The sequence below is a fragment of the Burkholderia sp. PAMC 28687 genome (genome assembly GCF_001577465.1).
Taxonomy (GTDB): domain Bacteria; phylum Pseudomonadota; class Gammaproteobacteria; order Burkholderiales; family Burkholderiaceae; genus Caballeronia.
Genome location: NZ_CP014507.1, coordinates 1,251,284 through 1,265,828, shown reverse-complemented (window position 1 = coordinate 1,265,828; position 14,545 = coordinate 1,251,284). Strand labels below are relative to the sequence as shown.

Genomic DNA, 14,545 nt, shown 5'->3' with positions numbered 1-14,545 from the left:
CCCAACGAACCAACCATTAAAAGCCATGACTACGATAGCTGTGATCCATACTGGACCCGTCACCGTCTTGCCGATCAAGGAGCAACTCAACGAACTGATCGCCGGCGCCCGCATCATCAACATCATGGACGACAGCTTGCTGAACGACGTCCGCGCGGCCGGACATCTGACGCCGGAAGTTGCGAGCCGAATCTATAGCTATATGTCGAACGCGCAGGCGATGGGCGCGGACGTCATTCTCAACGCATGTTCGTCGGTGGGTGAGGCGTCGGATTCGCTTAAGGGGTTCATCCGAACGCCAATAATCAAGATCGACGAGTCGATGGCCGAAGAAGCCAGCGCAATCGGCCGGCGTATCGGCGTGGTGGCGACCGTATCGACAACGCTGGACCCGACTGTACGCCTCATCCGGCGCAAGGCGGAGGAACTCGGCCGTACTGTTGATGTGACCGAGCGGATCGCGGAAGGCGCGTTCGAGGCGTTGCTCGCGGGAGATGGCACGCGCCACGACGAAATCCTCAAGCAGACGATCGCGGCGCTTGCCGACGAGGTCGACGTCGTGGTGCTCGCGCAGGTCTCCATGGCGCGTCTGGTGCCTGCGCTCGGCGCGTTGCGCGTACCGGTTTTGTCCAGTCCGCGCAGCGGCGTTGAGGCGGTCAAACGCGCGCTAGCGGCGCTTTGACATATTGCGAACTGAACGGGGACGGCGGCGCTGGAAATGTCGCCGACGAAATGTGTTGTGCGGGCGTTGCCTTATGCGGCAGATAGCGCGCCACGAAAAGCGGCGTCAGCACGATCTTGCGTTCATGCATGGCGGTGAGCCCGTCGGCCTTGAGATCGTTGAAATGCCGGTTGACCGATTCGCGCGATGTGCCAATGAACTCGGCGAGCTTGTCCTGCGGAATCGACAGGTCGATGAGCACCGAATCACCCGCATCGGCATAGTCGAATTCCACGCCGATCTGGTTGGCGAACATCACGAGGATATTCGTGAGCCGCTTGCGGACATCGTGCAGCGACAGGTTCTCTATGAGCTGCTGCGCTTCCTGCCACCGGCGGTAATGACTTTTCAAAACAAATTGGTTGATGACGTCATAGCGTGCGAGCAGGTGCTTGAAGTCAGGCTTGCGGATATAGCAAAGCATGCTTGGCGCAAGCGTCTGGGCATGATGCGAATAGTTGGCTTCGTTGAGCACGTCGCCATCTCCGAACAACATGCCTGCCTTGATGAACGACAGCGTGATTTCCTGCCCGTCCTCGGTCAGCCTGAAGAGCCGCACGCTGCCGCTCTTGAGCAAATAGACGTGATTGCTCGAATCTTCGGGCCGATAAATCGTCGTATTTTTCCGCACGGTTCGATGCTCGCTGAACGCAGGCATGACTTCATCTAGACAGTGACGTTCTATGAGCGAAAGCAATTCGCTTTTTCCGACAAACCACATTGGGTGTCTCCTTAAACTTTGCCTCGAAAACCGTGAACGGTCATGAGGTGTTTGAATGCACGCGGTCGCTGTCATTTTCCTGACTCATCAAGTCTACACAGAGCTCGCGATCATTGCGCGCAAGGGGTCAACCCCTACGCGCCCGCAAGCTCAAGCTGTCTGCGGCGCATTCGTTTCATGCGGTGCAAGCAGGGCACAGACGGCATCGGTCACCTGCCGCGTCGTGGCCTTGCCACCCAGGTCACCGGTATGCAGCGCAGGGTCGGCCATCACGCGTTCGATTGCATTCATCACGGTGCGGGCCGCATCCATTTCGCCGAGATGCTCGAGCATCATCACGACGGACCAGAACGTGCCGATCGGATTGGCGAGGCCCATTCCCATGATGTCGAACGCGGAGCCATGGATGGGCTCGAACATGGACGGGTAACGTCGTTCCGGATCGAGATTGGCCGTCGGTGCAATGCCGAGACTGCCAGCGAGTGCTGCAGCGAGGTCGCTGAGAATATCGGCGTGAAGGTTGGTGGCCACGATGGTATCGAGCGTGGCGGGGCGATTGACCATGCGCGCGGTCGCGGCATCGACGAGTTCCTTGTCCCAGGTTACGTCGGCGAACTCCTTCGAGACTTGCAGCGCGATCTCGTCCCACATCACCATGGCGTGGCGCTGCGCATTGCTCTTGGTAATGACGGTCAACAGTTTGCGGGGACGTGACGCTGCCAGGCGGAACGCGAAACGCAGAATGCGTTCAACGCCGGCGCGCGTCATGATGGAAACGTCGGTGGCAACTTCTATTGGATGACCCTGATGCGCACGTCCCCCAATACCTGCATATTCGCCCTCGGAATTTTCCCTGACGATCACCCAGTCAAGGTCATTCGGCCCGCAGCGTTTGAGCGGGGCATCGATACCGGCAAGAATGCGCGTTGGACGCACGTTGGCATATTGATCGAAGCCCTGGCAAATTTTCAGACGCAAACCCCACAGCGTGACGTGGTCGGGTATGTCTGGGTCTCCGGCCGAACCGAAAAGAATCGCGTCCTTGTCGCGAAGTGCATCGAGGCCATTGGGCGGCATCATCACGCCATGTGCCCGATAGTAATCCCCGCCCCAGCCGAAGCTCTCGAATTCAAATTTGAATCCGTTAGTACGCGCGGCTAGCGCTTCAAGGATTTCTTGCCCGGCCGGGACGACTTCCTTGCCAATCCCATCTCCGGGAATGGTCGCGATACGGTAATTCTTCATATTCATCTCTTGGCGGATTAAACGTCTAACGCATCCTAAAGCGCAAAAGCGCGTGCTAAACGCTGCTAGACTTAAATCGTTCTTAACCTGAAGTTAAGAATCTTTTTCTTCTGGCGGTTTGCAAAGTGATGCGGAATAACGATGACCTCTCCAATCCAGGCAGAAGACTTAAGCTTTTTTTCGATACTCGCGGGCAGCGGCAGCCTGACGGCGGCAGCCCGCGAGTTAGGATTGAGTACGGCGGCGGTAAGCAAACATCTCGCGCAAATGGAAACCCGAGCTGGCGTTGCGTTGGTGAGCCGCACCACGCGGCGCATGAGCCTGACGCCCGAAGGCGAGATTTACGTGTCGCGGGCGCGCCGCATCCTGACCGAAATGGATGAGCTTGCGCAATTGCTCGGTGGCGCTTCCGCCGCGCCAACCGGGCTACTGCGTGTGAATGCAACGCTGGGTTTTGGCAGAAGTCATATCGCGCCGGCAATTTCGCGATTCGTACGTGCCTATCCAGAGGTCGATGTCCAGTTGCAGTTATCGGTTGATCCGCCGGCGCTTAGCGAAAATGCCTTCGATGTATGCGTGCGCTTTGGCGAGCCGCCCGACGCGCGTGTCATCGCCCGACAGGTTGCGCCCAATCGCCGGTTGTTGTGCGCGGCGCCTGCTTATTTTGCGGACCGTCCGATTCCGCAAATGCCTGACGATCTGGTCCAGCACAATTGCATCGGCATACGCCAGGGCGACGATGGCTACGGTATCTGGCGCCTGATCAGCGGACACGGTGCCGCCGAGAAGACCGAGAGTGTCCGCGTGCGTGGCAACCTGACAACCAACGATGGCGAGATCGCGGTGAAATGGGCGCTGGAAGGCCACGGCATTTTGCTACGTGCGGAGTGGGATATAGCGGATTATCTGCACGATGGCAGGCTCGTGCATGTGCTGCCGGAATATCGCACGCCCGGCGCGGACATCTATGCGGTTATTCCGCAGCACTTGCAGACCACGGCGCGTGTAAAAGCGTTTATCGATTTCCTTATACTTGTCTTGCGCAAGGATGCCTAAAGCAGCGGCACGCAAATCTCCGTGAGCCAATCAGCGGGCGCCGTATCTTTCGGACTGTTCAGATACACTTCGAACGAAGGGGCATCGGCGGCTTCGCGTCCTGACCCTGTAAGCCAGGGTCCGTACAGCCACTCATATGCCGCATGCATCTCGCTATATGGTCCCTTGTGAAGCAGCACCGCGTATTGGCCGCCGAGTATCTGCGTCAAACCTACGGGCGGAGAAACTTCGACTTCGCGCGGCAGCACTGCACATGCCTTGGATCTTAGTTCGGATTCCGGAACGACTTTCGGATTATCGTAATAGATTCCCGCCATGCGGATCTCCGGCGACAGCAGGTCATGGCCTGCAAGCCAGCCGACGAGCGAATCAAACGCCTTGCTGATCTGGATATAAGGTCCCGTGTTATCGACGGAAACTACGGTCATTGCTGGAATGTCGCGAACAACGACATCGTATGTTGTCATTTGATTGTCTCGTGCCGAGCGTATGCACGGCTATTTCATCGTTCTTATGAGTTCATTCATCCATCTCGTTCACGAGCCCGATCAGTCTCCTTGGATCGGTCAGGCAATCTTCGATTGTGCCTTCATCCTCGAACAACATGCGCAAGACGCATGCTTCATCTTCGGTCAAACCGGAGTGCTCAAGTTCGCCATCACGGCCGATGGTGTCGCAATCTTCGAGCGTTAGCTCGGCGATCACTGCTGACGACAACGCCACGGGCCACTTCTCGCTGAACGCAACGGTGATCACCTTGCGTGTTTCATCGTAGGCCCTGATCTCGACGCTGATGTAAGACATGATGTCGAACTCTCCAGTGAAGCGGCCACGAGTGAATCAAGTGTAGCAACACAAAGCGGCTGTAGTAAACCACATGTACCTATGCACCAGAGCAAGGCATTCAATCGCACTAAGATGAAGCGCGTATTCAGAAAAGCATCATTTTGTATGTTTGTTGGCGCAAACCGATTTATATTCGACGTGACTTCCTTATCAACCTTCGCTTTGACACCAATCACCAGCGGCTTTCTCGTAACATTGGCATGAATACAAACGGATAAAACTCATGCCTCAACGACTATTCGACATCAGCGCTCCCATCGATTCGAACACGCCTGTCTGGCCTGGCGATACACCTGTCACGCTCGAACGAGTCTGGAAGATGGAGGCAGGTTCACCCGTGAATGTCGGACGCATGACGCTCTCGCCTCACACCGCCACACACGCCGATGCGCCGTTGCACTATGACCAGGACGGCGCCGCCATTGGCGCAGTCGGTCTGGATGTGTATCTGGGAGAGTGTCTGGTCCTTGCGATCAAGCCACGGGGTTCGCATGTCAGTGTCGAAGAGATCGAATCGGCATTGCGTAGCGCGCAGTTGCAACTCGCTCCACGCGTACTGATCCGGACCTACGCAAAGGCGCCGACGGCTAAATGGGACAGCGAGTTCGCCGCCATCTCGGCCGATGCGATCGACTGGCTCGCTGAGCGTGGCGTGAGGCTGATAGGAGTCGATACCCCGTCGCTCGATCCGCAAGAGTCGAAGACAATGGACGCGCATCACCGCGTGCGCGCGCACAAGATGGCGATCCTCGAAGGTCTGATCCTCGATGATGTTCGCAATGGCACCTATGAGTTGATCGCGCTGCCGTTGAAGTTGAACACGCTCGACGCAAGTCCGGTCAGGGCGATCTTGCGGAGCTTACCGAAGGACTAGCCGCCGGGCATAGGTGAATGCATGCGCGAGATCCGGATTATCATTCAGCGCTTGCCCTAATTTAATTCGGAGAAGATTGGATGATCCACGTCATTGCCACTATCACCGCGAACCCCGGTCAACGCGCCGACATTCTTGCGTTGTTCAGCAAGAACCAGCCGGCTGTCCTGGCAGAAGAAGGATGTATCAGTTATGAGGCCGTGATCGATGTACCTGGTGCCGGGGCAATCCAGACCCCTCTGGGGGACGATACTTTCTTGGTCATCGAACGCTGGGAAAGTATTGACGCGCTCAAGGCTCACGCCGCGTCTGCCCATATGGCGGAGTACGGTCGCAACACGGGGTCGTTTGTTGCCAAGCGAGCGATCAACGTGCTGCAGGTCGCTTAGTCCTAGATATCCGGTTCGCACCGCCGCAATTTGAAAAAACAAAATCTCCGATAGATCCAGTGCGAATCGATCGGAGAGATAAACCGCCGAACAGTTCAAGCCCGAAATTTACGCTTGCCCGCTGCGATTCTTGACGCTGGGCCGCTCCGAGATTTTCGCCTGCCACGCTGAGAGTGCGGTGCAATCATCCGGAATGGCCACGCTTGCAAAACCGGCGTGTAAAAGTGCCGCGTAGGCGGTGATATCGGCCATTGAAAATTCATCGCCCGCTATGTAGGGCTGTGTTTTCAGCACGCTGTCGAAGTAGCGCATGCCGCGCACGAACTTGTCGAGATGGCGCTCGCCCCACTCTTTGCGGTGCGCCCACTCTGGGCTTTTATAAGCCAGCAAGCGATCGCCGAGCCCCGGCGTTGCATGATGAAAGTAAATGCCGATGGCATCGATCAACTGATCATCCGCACGCTTTTGCATCATATGAATCACTGCTTTCTGCTTGGGTGTCTTTCCGGTAAGCGTAGGGTTGCCGTCCAGATTGTCCAGATACTCGGTGATCGCAACGCCTTCCGAGATGAATGTGCCGTCGTCCAGTTCGAGTACGGGAACTGTACCCGTCGGATTGATGGCGAGGAAGGCGTCCTGCTTGTGCTCGGCGGCAAACAGATCCACTTTGACGAACTCAATCTGCGGGTCCAGTCCTTTTTCGGCCAAGACGATGCGAATGCGTGCCGGATTAGGGAAGCCGGGGGTGTCGTAAATTTTCATGATCGTTTCCTTATCTATCGATAGGTTAAGTGTGGAGCGAAGATTAGGTCGTCGCGACCGCGCTGTCAACAACAATCTATCGATAGATAAGGGGTCAGCTCGAGTTATCTATCGGTAGAGATATAATCAAGCTTGATTACAAACAGAGGATGTTCCTCATGGCCAACACTGACACGCGGGAAAAAATAATGAGCGTGGGCCGTCTCATGGTACAGAGCAATGGCTACAACGCGTTGAGTTTTCGGGAAATCGGCAAGGAAGTCGGTGTGTCCAGCGCGAGCATCCATCATCACTTTCCGACGAAAGGCGATCTTGGCGCAGCGCTTGCGCAGCGTTATACAGAAGACGGCGTCGCCGCGTTCGAGCAAATACTCGCGTCGTCCAGGACGGTGCGCGAGTGCATCGACGCTTATGCGGGGATATTCCGGGCAGCGTTAGTGAACGAGAACCGGATGTGCCTTGTCGGACTGATGTCTGCGGAGCATGACGACTTGCCCGACGAGGTGCGCGCGGAAGTGAATCGCTTCATCAGCGTCAATGTCGCATGGCTTGCCGAAGTGCTGTCCCGCAGGAAAACCAAGGCGAGCAAGGAGGCGATTCAGCATCAGGCGCTTGCGATATACGCGGCGATCGAAGGCGCTCAGCTTGTCGCTAGAGGCCGGGGAAACATCGCGTTATTTGATCAGGCGGTGGCGGCCTACCGCGCCGCCGGATTGATTCCGTGAGGTGTTCCGCCTGATCTTCAAACGCGTGCATTCGAGATAAAAAGAATGCACGCGCAAGCGGTCACGGGGTGAACGTATCTCCGAGCACAACACCTTCACGGCGCGGATCGGTGCCGCCTTGCAGGACGCTCGACTGATTCACGCCCGTACGCAGAATCGTATTGACGCCGCTTGCCTGGGCTGCCGTGGACACGATATGACCCAATGCGGTCAAACCGGTGAGCAACGGATCGTTCGCGCCGCCGTTCGACGTGTTGATGTTCGGATGCTCGCCGCCTACCGTCGTAGTCGGACTATTGCTCGCGCCGAAGTCGACCAGATTCGCCGATTGCTGCGCGTCCAGTCCCCAGTCGAGCACGCCGACAACCGTCTTGACCACATATTGCGGAATCGTGCCGCCGCCGGGCGAACCCGTCGCCATCACGAAGTCGCCCTTCGATCCATCGGCGGCGATCTTGAAGACGAGCGTCGGGGCCATCGAGCTGCGCGGCCGCTTGCCAGGCTGCACACGATTTGCGACGAGAGCGCCGGTGGTATCGGTCGGGCTCGCGGAGAAATCGGTGAGCTGGTTGTTTAGCAGGAAGCCGTTGGTCATGTGAAACGAGCCCATGCTCGACTCGACCGTGGTGGTCGCCGTCACCACGTTGCCGCTACCGTCCACGATGGTGAACTGATTCGTGCCGTGTTCGATCAGCGTTTTATCCACGCCAAGCGGAACCGCGCCGAAGTTGCCTGCCGCAGCGGTGCCCATGCTCTTGTTCACGTTGATCAACGCAGCGCGGCTCTGCAGATACGGCTTGTTGAGCAACGTGTTCCACGTTCCGCCCGGTGGCGGGATGAAATCGGTATCGGCCACGTACTTGTCGCGGTCCGCATACGCGAGCCGCTCGGCTTCGGTGATCAGGTGGAAGCCCTGAACCGTGGGCTTGCCGCCTTCAAGATCGATGGCTGTCGGCTTTTGCTGCTGGAGATTGAAGTTCTCGAGAATCCCCAACGCGGACGCAACTGCAATGCCACCCGACGACGGCGGCGGCATGCCGCAGATCCAGTAGTTGCGGTACGTCGTGCAAATCGGCTCGCGCACCTTTGCCTGATAACCAGCGAGATCGGCGAGCGTGGTCTTGCCCGGCGTGATCTTCGATCCATCGGCGCCGGTAGTCACCGCGATCTTCGTCACGATGTCCTGTGCGATCTGGCCAGAGTACAGCGCATTTGCGCCGTTGTTCGCCATCGCCTGAAGCGTCGCGGCATACGCGGGATTCTTCAGCACCGTGCCCAAAGCCTTGGGCGATCCGTCCGCGTTGAAAAAGTAGGCCGCGGCTTCGGGGTCGCGCTTGAGGCTGCTTGCATTCGATGCAATCGCGCCGGCCAGCCGTCCGCCGATAGGAAACCCGTTGGACGCAAGCGAGATCGCGTCGCCGAACAAGTCTTTCCACGCGAGCTTGCCGTGATCGCGCTGCAGCGCCTCGATAAGACGAGGCACTCCGATCGTACCGATCGAGCGGCCGCTTGCCCGTGCGCTCGGTTGCGGCGCGGAATGGTCGCTGTTGTCATCGACATAACGAAGATAGTTTTCCGTGGCAGCGTCAGGTGCTGTCTCGCGGCCGTCGTACGCTTGTACCGCTTTCTTCGACGCGTCGTAATAGAGCAGCACGCCTCCCGAACCCAGTCCCGTTGCTTCGGGCACAGTCAGACCCAGTACCGCTTGAACGGCGACGGCGGCGTCGGCGGCGGTGCCCCCTTTCGCGAGCACGCCGCAACCTGCGGCGCTCGCATACGCGTTCGATGTCGTGACCATATAGGTCTTGGAATAAACCGGCTTCAGACCTGTTCGATAACCCGAAGCCGCTTCCGGGAGCGAGGGATCACCCGGCAGATTCGAGCCGATGACAACGCTCGATCCGTTGCTGTCCACGGCGAGACACGCCGTGTTCTGAGTGGGTGTTGTGGAGACAGGTTGTTTGTCGTCCGAGTCACCGCCGCAGGAGATCAGCAGAAGTGTGGCGGCGGACAGGGCTGTTGCGAGAGTCAGGGAGGGGTGGCGTTTCATCGTGCTCCGGCGAGTCCATTTATTGTCGAGTTCTTATGAAGAGAACTGCGGCCTGGGCGGTTCGTCAACGCACGCGCGAGCGGTCTCGCGACACTTGAACGGTGGCGTGGCGCCGCTGGCTGCAGTCGGCATTCGCTCACCGGGACGGTCTCAACAACTGACGTGCCGGCCCGCAATAAGCCGACAAAATGTTATATGAAACCTTACTTATTTTCTCTAGAAAAATATTATTTTAATGATCGTGCAAAGATTATCGAAAGTAGAAACGCGCACGGCCATCAGGCATGTCCGCGAAATAGCGCGACATCATGCTGAATCGCTCTGCTCAGGCAGTCAGAGGTCTGCGGGTCTGGCCGCGTTCGGTGATCAACGAATCGAAGTCGCCAACTTGTGAAAAGCGCACGGCCTTGACCTTGCCCATCTTGCTGGTATCGATCACGAGGTGCTTTTCCACGGCGCTCGCCATTGCAGCCTGTTTGATTCCAACTTCATGGAAGTTCCAGCACGTCACGCCGCGCGTTTCATCCACCCCGCCCGCCGACATGAACGCCTTGTTGATCCCCATGCGCTTGAGTGTGTCGATGCTTTCCTCGCTCGCGAACGAATCCGAAGACGGAGCATAGACGCCGCCTAGCAGAATCATTCGCACGTTGGATTTGCGGCGCAGGATTTCAGCGATATTGAGCGAATAACAGACCACCGTAAGATGCAGGTCCTCCGGAATCATGCGTGCGAGCGTGGTCAGCGTCGTGCCGCAGTCTATGAAAACTGTTTCGTTATCCGATACGATTCGCACCGCCGTTGCGGAAGCTTCGGCCTTCGCCTGGGCGAAATGATCCTTTTCCTCGTCGATGGTGTAGCTTGTGTGGTTGGGTACGTCGGAGGTCCGAACAATATAACCGCCGAGATAGGTGAACAAGCCGGGGCTTGCGGCAATGTCACGACGTACCGTCATCTCCGATACATCGAGCAGCGTTGCGGCTTCACGCAAGCGCAATACGCTTTGCTCGCGCAGCGTCTCGGCAAGCGTGCGCAGTCGTTCGTTCTTGGTCATGCGTGGGTCAAGCGTGAAAGAAGACGCGCCATTCGCTGGCGGGTTGGACCACCGCGCCCGGCAGCACATTGCACATTGGATGCGCTGCCGGGACCCTTCTCAACACAAGCAGCAAGTGATCAGCCGCAGGCGGGCGCGGCCTTCTTGCATGCGTCCGCGAGCGGGGCCGGCGGGTCTTTCTTGAAGACCGTCTTGTAGGCTTCGAGCACATTCGACTGAACGACCGGCAACGACTGCACGCCGATCCATGCAGGCGGCGTCTGGCCGAGAATGGCCTTCATCATCGCCATGGCTTCGGCCACGCCCTGATCGTAGGGACGCTGCGAACCGGTTGCCTTCAGCGGTCCGCCCTTCGCAATTTCGATTGCCGATTCGAGACCCAGGTCGACGGTCGTCATCGGAATCGTCACGCCTTGCGCGCGCATGGACGTGAGTGTGTCGAGCGCCGGCTGGTCCCATACCGCGAAAAGTCCTTTCACGTCCGGATTGCCGGTCAGGAAGTCGCCTGCGATTTGTCCGACCTTCGACGGATCCGTGAACGCGACCTGCTTGATCTTGATGTCCGGACGGTTCTTTTTCATCCAGTCATTGACGGCTTTTGTGCGCTCTGTCGTGCTGAAGTAATCGACGCCGAAATTCACCAGCCCGATCGTGCCGCCCTTTGCCACGCACGACGCCAGCACCTTGGCCGCGATCTGACCGTTGCCTTCGCTGTCGGCGGAAACCATGGCGGCATATTGTTCGGGATGCTTGAGACCGGTTGGCACGTTGTCCATGAACACGAGCTTGATGCCTGCCTGCGAGACCTTTTTATAGGTGGCGGCGGTCGCGGTGCCATCGACGGGGATGGAGATGATGCCGTCCGGATGACGCTGAATGGTGTTCTCTATATCCGCAATCTGCTTGTCGACCTGATATTCCGCCGAAGCCACGCCGATCACTTCCACGTTGTATTTCTTGAGCGTGTCCGTGATGCCGGCCACCTGTAATTGCGCCCAGTCGAGGTTCATGGTCTGCATGGAAATGCCGACCTTGTATTTGCCTGCCTTGATCTTGTCTGTTTCGGCGGCGGTGAGCTTGACCGTATCGACCGATGCAGCCTTTTCGCCGTTCGGTCCCTGGCCCACGATGGTTGACGGTCCGATCGATGCCACTGGCAAGCCGGTCACGCATTGCGCGCTCGCGTATGTGGTGCAGAGCGCGGCCACGACGCCGGTCAGCGCAATGGCGAAAGTTGATGAACGACGATGATCCATGATTTGTCTCCGTTGATTTTGTGTACTGAGTTTTAACCACACCACCACGGAACCATGCGAAACGTTGTCATGGTTCCTGCATCACGAGTCATCGACGTGCCTCGTTATTTTTTCGTGAAAGCCACCGCCGCCACAATGATCGCGCCCTTGATGACGAGCTGAAGCGACGAACTGACGCCGAGCAGCACCAGACCGTTGTTCAGCGTGCCGATGATCAGGCTCCCCAGCAAGGTTCCAAGCACAAAGCCGCGCCCGCCGAAAAGGCTGCAGCCGCCGAGCGTCACGGAGGCGATGACATCGAGTTCGAGTCCTTGCACCACGTCGGGCCGCGCGGCATGCGAGCGCGCGGCGAGCACGAGCGCCGCAAGACCCGCGAGCGCGCCGGTCAGGATGAAGGTGATCGTCGTCACGCGCCGGATGTTGATGCCGGAGTAGAGCGCGGCGGTCGGATTGCCGCCTGCGGCATAAACCCGTCGGCCGAAGACGCTGTAATGCAGCAGCAAGACGCCGCCGATCACCGCAAGCAGCGTCCACAGAATGGGTACCGGCACGCCGAAGATATCGCCTTCGCCAAAGATCGATACGAACGAGTCGTTGGTGATGATGACCGGCTTCGTGGTGGTGACGAGCAGGGCGAGTCCACGTGCGGCGCTGAGCGTGCCGAGCGTCACGAGAAACGATGGAATGTTCAGCCGCGTCACGACCACGCCGTTGATCGCGCCCACGATCGCGCCGGTCCCGATCCCGGCAATCGCGCCGATGATCCAGTTGTCGCCGAGGTGCGCCATTGCGAGCGCGGCGGACATGCCGGACAGCGCGAGCGTCGAGCCGACTGACAGATCGATCTGCCGCGCGATGATCACGAAAGTCATGCCGATCGCGATGATCGATACAAGCGCGGTCTGCCGCCCGATATTGAGAAAGTTGTCGATGGACAAAAACCACGGCGACGCGAGGCTGAATACGACCAGCAGGATTGCGAAGGCGACATACAGCATGTAGGGCCGTTCGCCCTGCAGCAAAAGCCGCGCGATTCGCAACGCGCGGCTGGGCGGTTGCGCGGTCAGCGGGTCGGACGCGAGCGGCGTGACGGAGTCGTTCATGTTGCGGGCTCTTCCTGGAAACGAGGGAGTTGGATCAGGTGATGCAACGCCTCGGCGTTGCTGACGCTTTCGCGATCGACCGTGTTGACGATGGCGCCGTCCACGACGATTGAAATGCGGTCGCACAGGCGTAGAAGTTCGTCGAGATCCGACGACACGACGAGCACGCCCGTCCCCGCGCGCGTAGCGTCGTGGACGACGGCGTAGAGCTCTTCGCGCGCGCCGACATCCACGCCGACGGTGGGTTCATCGAGTAAAAGCAGCGTGGGGCGCGGGTTGTTCCATTTCGCAAAAACGACTTTCTGCTGGTTGCCGCCGGAGAGGAATTTCACTTGCGTAGTGGGGCCGGGCGCCTTCACTGCAAGCAGTTTCATCGCGCTTTTCGCCTGTTGGGCCGCAGCGTGGCTTTGCAGCCAGCCCGCACGCGAAAAACGCGTGAGCCACGGCAGCGTCAGGTTCCGTTCTATCGAATGGTCCAGCACGAGACCTTCGACGTGGCGGTCTTCCGGCACGAGCGCAACGCCAAGCTTGATGGCGGCGGCGGGCGTCAAACGTCCGGCCTGCTGTCCGTTGATCGCAAGCGTGCCCTGGGTGACTTCACGAAGCCCGAACAGCGTCTGCAGGATTTCCGTACGGCCGCTGCCAATCAAGCCGGCGAGTCCGTGGATTTCGCCCTGGCGCACCATGAGACTGACGTCGTGCAGACGGTCGTTGCTGACGTTGGTCATGGTTAGGACGGGTTTCGCCTCGAGACCGGAAGCGAGCACGCGCGGCGTGCCCGCCGCAACTTCCCGTGCATGCATTGCGGCATGTCCCGGTCCGACGATCGCCGCGACCAGCTCTTTCATGTTCGTCTGAGCGGTCGTATAAGAACCCGCGTTGGCGCCGTCGCGGAACACGGTGACGCGCTGCGAAATACGGAACACTTCATTGAGCCGATGCGTCACATAAATCACGCCGACGCCGCGATCCGTCACCGTGCGGATCGCCTTGAAGAGGATCTCTTCTTCGCCGCCGGTGAGGGCGGACGTGGGTTCATCGAGGATGAGCACGCGCACGTCGCCCATCAGCGCCTTGCAGATTTCCGTCATTTGCCGATACGCGAACGGCAGTGATCCGACCATCGCGCGCGGATCGAGCGGAATGCCATGCGCCGTCAGAAATTCGCCGACGTGCGCCATGAGTTCGCGTTTCTTGACGAAGCCGAAGCGCGTGCGCGGCTCGCGGCCGAGCATCAAATTCGCGCCGACGGACATCGATTCGACGAGGCTCAGATCCTGGTAGACCACGGCGACGCCGGCACCGCGCGATTTCGCGGGGGAATCGAACGCGACGCGTGCGCCGTCGATCTCGATCACGCCCTGATCGCACGCATGTACGCCGCTCAGGATCTTGATGAGCGTCGATTTTCCCGCGCCGTTTTCGCCCAGCAGCGCATGGACTTCCCCAGGAAGCACCTCGAGATTCACGCCGCGAAGCGCCTGCACGCCACCAAATCGCTTGGTGACGCCGGCCATGCGTATCAACGGCGCGGCCATGTACGGCGATAAAGCGGCCACGGATGGCTCACTCATGTCGCATGTCTCCTTCGTCAGGACAATGCCTTCGATTTTTTTGTGCGTTGCGAGAAAAAGCACGCTTTGTTGTCAACTTCCCATCGTGCGGATGATCGATCGATAACATTTGATAGCTACATACTCGGCCCGCAGGAGCGAAGATGTAATAAGTGCATCTTCTAATGTG

General features: G+C 58.7%; 15 protein-coding genes. 5 read left to right on the top strand and 10 right to left on the bottom strand.

Translation table 11 applies throughout. The features are described from left to right. Positions 1–25: 25 nt before the first annotated feature. Positions 26–682 carry an aspartate/glutamate racemase family protein gene (locus AX768_RS28660; protein WP_062003414.1) on the top strand — a complete coding sequence of 219 codons (657 nt, stop codon included), beginning with the start codon at positions 26–28 and terminating at the stop codon, positions 680–682. On the opposite strand, the gene AX768_RS28655 is transcribed toward AX768_RS28660, so the two are convergent. Together AX768_RS28655 and AX768_RS28650 are read right to left on the bottom strand one after the other, a co-directional pair. After that, positions 657–1,442: a Crp/Fnr family transcriptional regulator gene (locus AX768_RS28655; protein ID WP_062003413.1), complete on the bottom strand. Its 786-nt coding sequence runs from the start codon at positions 1,440–1,442 to the stop codon at positions 657–659. The genes AX768_RS28660 and AX768_RS28655 overlap by 26 nt on opposite strands. 150 nt (positions 1,443–1,592) lie before the next feature. After that, positions 1,593–2,687, bottom strand: a complete 1,095-nt coding sequence (locus tag AX768_RS28650) for a tartrate dehydrogenase (RefSeq protein WP_062003744.1) — start codon at positions 2,685–2,687, stop codon at positions 1,593–1,595. A gap of 141 nt (positions 2,688–2,828) precedes the next feature. On the opposite strand from AX768_RS28650, the gene AX768_RS28645 reads away from it, so the two are divergent. Then, the gene (locus AX768_RS28645) at positions 2,829–3,743 is read left to right on the top strand and encodes a LysR family transcriptional regulator (protein WP_062003412.1); all 915 of its coding nucleotides are present in this window, start codon (positions 2,829–2,831) and stop codon (positions 3,741–3,743) included. Here the strand turns inward: AX768_RS28645 and AX768_RS28640 are convergent. Continuing rightward, positions 3,740–4,210, bottom strand: a complete 471-nt coding sequence (locus tag AX768_RS28640) for an AraC family transcriptional regulator (protein WP_062003411.1) — start codon at positions 4,208–4,210, stop codon at positions 3,740–3,742. The two genes, AX768_RS28645 and AX768_RS28640, sit on opposite strands and share 4 nt — an antisense overlap. Before the next feature lie 52 nt (positions 4,211–4,262). Further along, positions 4,263–4,547, bottom strand: coding sequence for a hypothetical protein (locus tag AX768_RS28635; protein WP_062003410.1), 285 nt, complete (start codon positions 4,545–4,547; stop codon positions 4,263–4,265). Between the two features lie 265 nt (positions 4,548–4,812). On the opposite strand from AX768_RS28635, the gene kynB reads away from it, so the two are divergent. Both kynB and AX768_RS28625 read left to right on the top strand, forming a co-directional pair. Then, positions 4,813–5,463: an arylformamidase gene (kynB, locus tag AX768_RS28630; RefSeq protein WP_062003409.1), complete on the top strand. Its 651-nt coding sequence runs from the start codon at positions 4,813–4,815 to the stop codon at positions 5,461–5,463. A gap of 80 nt (positions 5,464–5,543) precedes the next feature. Continuing rightward, positions 5,544–5,852: a putative quinol monooxygenase gene (locus tag AX768_RS28625; protein ID WP_062003408.1), complete on the top strand. Its 309-nt coding sequence runs from the start codon at positions 5,544–5,546 to the stop codon at positions 5,850–5,852. A 108-nt stretch (positions 5,853–5,960) separates the two neighbouring features. Here AX768_RS28625 and AX768_RS28620 read toward each other — a convergent pair whose 3' ends face one another. Further along, positions 5,961–6,614 (bottom strand): glutathione S-transferase family protein, encoded by a 654-nt coding sequence (locus AX768_RS28620; protein WP_062003407.1) that lies wholly within the window; start codon positions 6,612–6,614, stop codon positions 5,961–5,963. Between the two features lie 158 nt (positions 6,615–6,772). On the opposite strand from AX768_RS28620, the gene AX768_RS28615 reads away from it, so the two are divergent. Next, the gene (locus tag AX768_RS28615) at positions 6,773–7,339 is read left to right on the top strand and encodes a TetR/AcrR family transcriptional regulator (RefSeq protein ID WP_086381229.1); all 567 of its coding nucleotides are present in this window, start codon (positions 6,773–6,775) and stop codon (positions 7,337–7,339) included. 61 nt (positions 7,340–7,400) lie between these two features. Here AX768_RS28615 and AX768_RS28610 read toward each other — a convergent pair whose 3' ends face one another. From AX768_RS28610 to AX768_RS28590, 5 genes are all read right to left on the bottom strand, one after another. Next, positions 7,401–9,389, bottom strand: a complete 1,989-nt coding sequence (locus AX768_RS28610; protein WP_062003405.1) for a gamma-glutamyltransferase family protein — start codon at positions 9,387–9,389, stop codon at positions 7,401–7,403. 325 nt (positions 9,390–9,714) lie between these two features. Next, positions 9,715–10,443 carry a DeoR/GlpR family DNA-binding transcription regulator gene (locus AX768_RS28605; RefSeq protein ID WP_062003404.1) on the bottom strand — a complete coding sequence of 243 codons (729 nt, stop codon included), beginning with the start codon at positions 10,441–10,443 and terminating at the stop codon, positions 9,715–9,717. A 119-nt stretch (positions 10,444–10,562) separates the two neighbouring features. After that, positions 10,563–11,699: a substrate-binding domain-containing protein gene (locus tag AX768_RS28600; protein WP_062003403.1), complete on the bottom strand. Its 1,137-nt coding sequence runs from the start codon at positions 11,697–11,699 to the stop codon at positions 10,563–10,565. 104 nt (positions 11,700–11,803) lie between these two features. Beyond that, positions 11,804–12,802 carry an ABC transporter permease gene (locus AX768_RS28595; protein WP_062003402.1) on the bottom strand — a complete coding sequence of 333 codons (999 nt, stop codon included), beginning with the start codon at positions 12,800–12,802 and terminating at the stop codon, positions 11,804–11,806. Further along, positions 12,799–14,376, bottom strand: a complete 1,578-nt coding sequence (locus AX768_RS28590) for a sugar ABC transporter ATP-binding protein (RefSeq protein ID WP_062003743.1) — start codon at positions 14,374–14,376, stop codon at positions 12,799–12,801. Before AX768_RS28590 ends, AX768_RS28595 begins: the two co-directional genes overlap by 4 nt. Between the last annotated feature and the right edge of the window lie 169 nt (positions 14,377–14,545).

Coding starts and splice junctions, on each gene's coding strand:
- AX768_RS28635 (WP_062003410.1), bottom strand. CDS start 4,547: ATGTCTTACATCAGCGTCGAGATCAGGGCCTACGATGAAACACGCAAG.
- AX768_RS28615 (WP_086381229.1), top strand. CDS start 6,773: ATGGCCAACACTGACACGCGGGAAAAAATAATGAGCGTGGGCCGTCTC.
- AX768_RS28610 (WP_062003405.1), bottom strand. CDS start 9,389: ATGAAACGCCACCCCTCCCTGACTCTCGCAACAGCCCTGTCCGCCGCC.
- AX768_RS28590 (WP_062003743.1), bottom strand. CDS start 14,376: ATGAGTGAGCCATCCGTGGCCGCTTTATCGCCGTACATGGCCGCGCCG.
- AX768_RS28655 (WP_062003413.1), bottom strand. CDS start 1,442: ATGTGGTTTGTCGGAAAAAGCGAATTGCTTTCGCTCATAGAACGTCAC.
- AX768_RS28660 (WP_062003414.1), top strand. CDS start 26: ATGACTACGATAGCTGTGATCCATACTGGACCCGTCACCGTCTTGCCG.
- AX768_RS28645 (WP_062003412.1), top strand. CDS start 2,829: ATGACCTCTCCAATCCAGGCAGAAGACTTAAGCTTTTTTTCGATACTC.
- AX768_RS28605 (WP_062003404.1), bottom strand. CDS start 10,443: ATGACCAAGAACGAACGACTGCGCACGCTTGCCGAGACGCTGCGCGAG.
- AX768_RS28620 (WP_062003407.1), bottom strand. CDS start 6,614: ATGAAAATTTACGACACCCCCGGCTTCCCTAATCCGGCACGCATTCGC.
- AX768_RS28650 (WP_062003744.1), bottom strand. CDS start 2,687: ATGAAGAATTACCGTATCGCGACCATTCCCGGAGATGGGATTGGCAAG.
- AX768_RS28600 (WP_062003403.1), bottom strand. CDS start 11,699: ATGGATCATCGTCGTTCATCAACTTTCGCCATTGCGCTGACCGGCGTC.
- AX768_RS28625 (WP_062003408.1), top strand. CDS start 5,544: ATGATCCACGTCATTGCCACTATCACCGCGAACCCCGGTCAACGCGCC.
- AX768_RS28595 (WP_062003402.1), bottom strand. CDS start 12,802: ATGAACGACTCCGTCACGCCGCTCGCGTCCGACCCGCTGACCGCGCAA.
- AX768_RS28640 (WP_062003411.1), bottom strand. CDS start 4,210: ATGACAACATACGATGTCGTTGTTCGCGACATTCCAGCAATGACCGTA.
- kynB (WP_062003409.1), top strand. CDS start 4,813: ATGCCTCAACGACTATTCGACATCAGCGCTCCCATCGATTCGAACACG.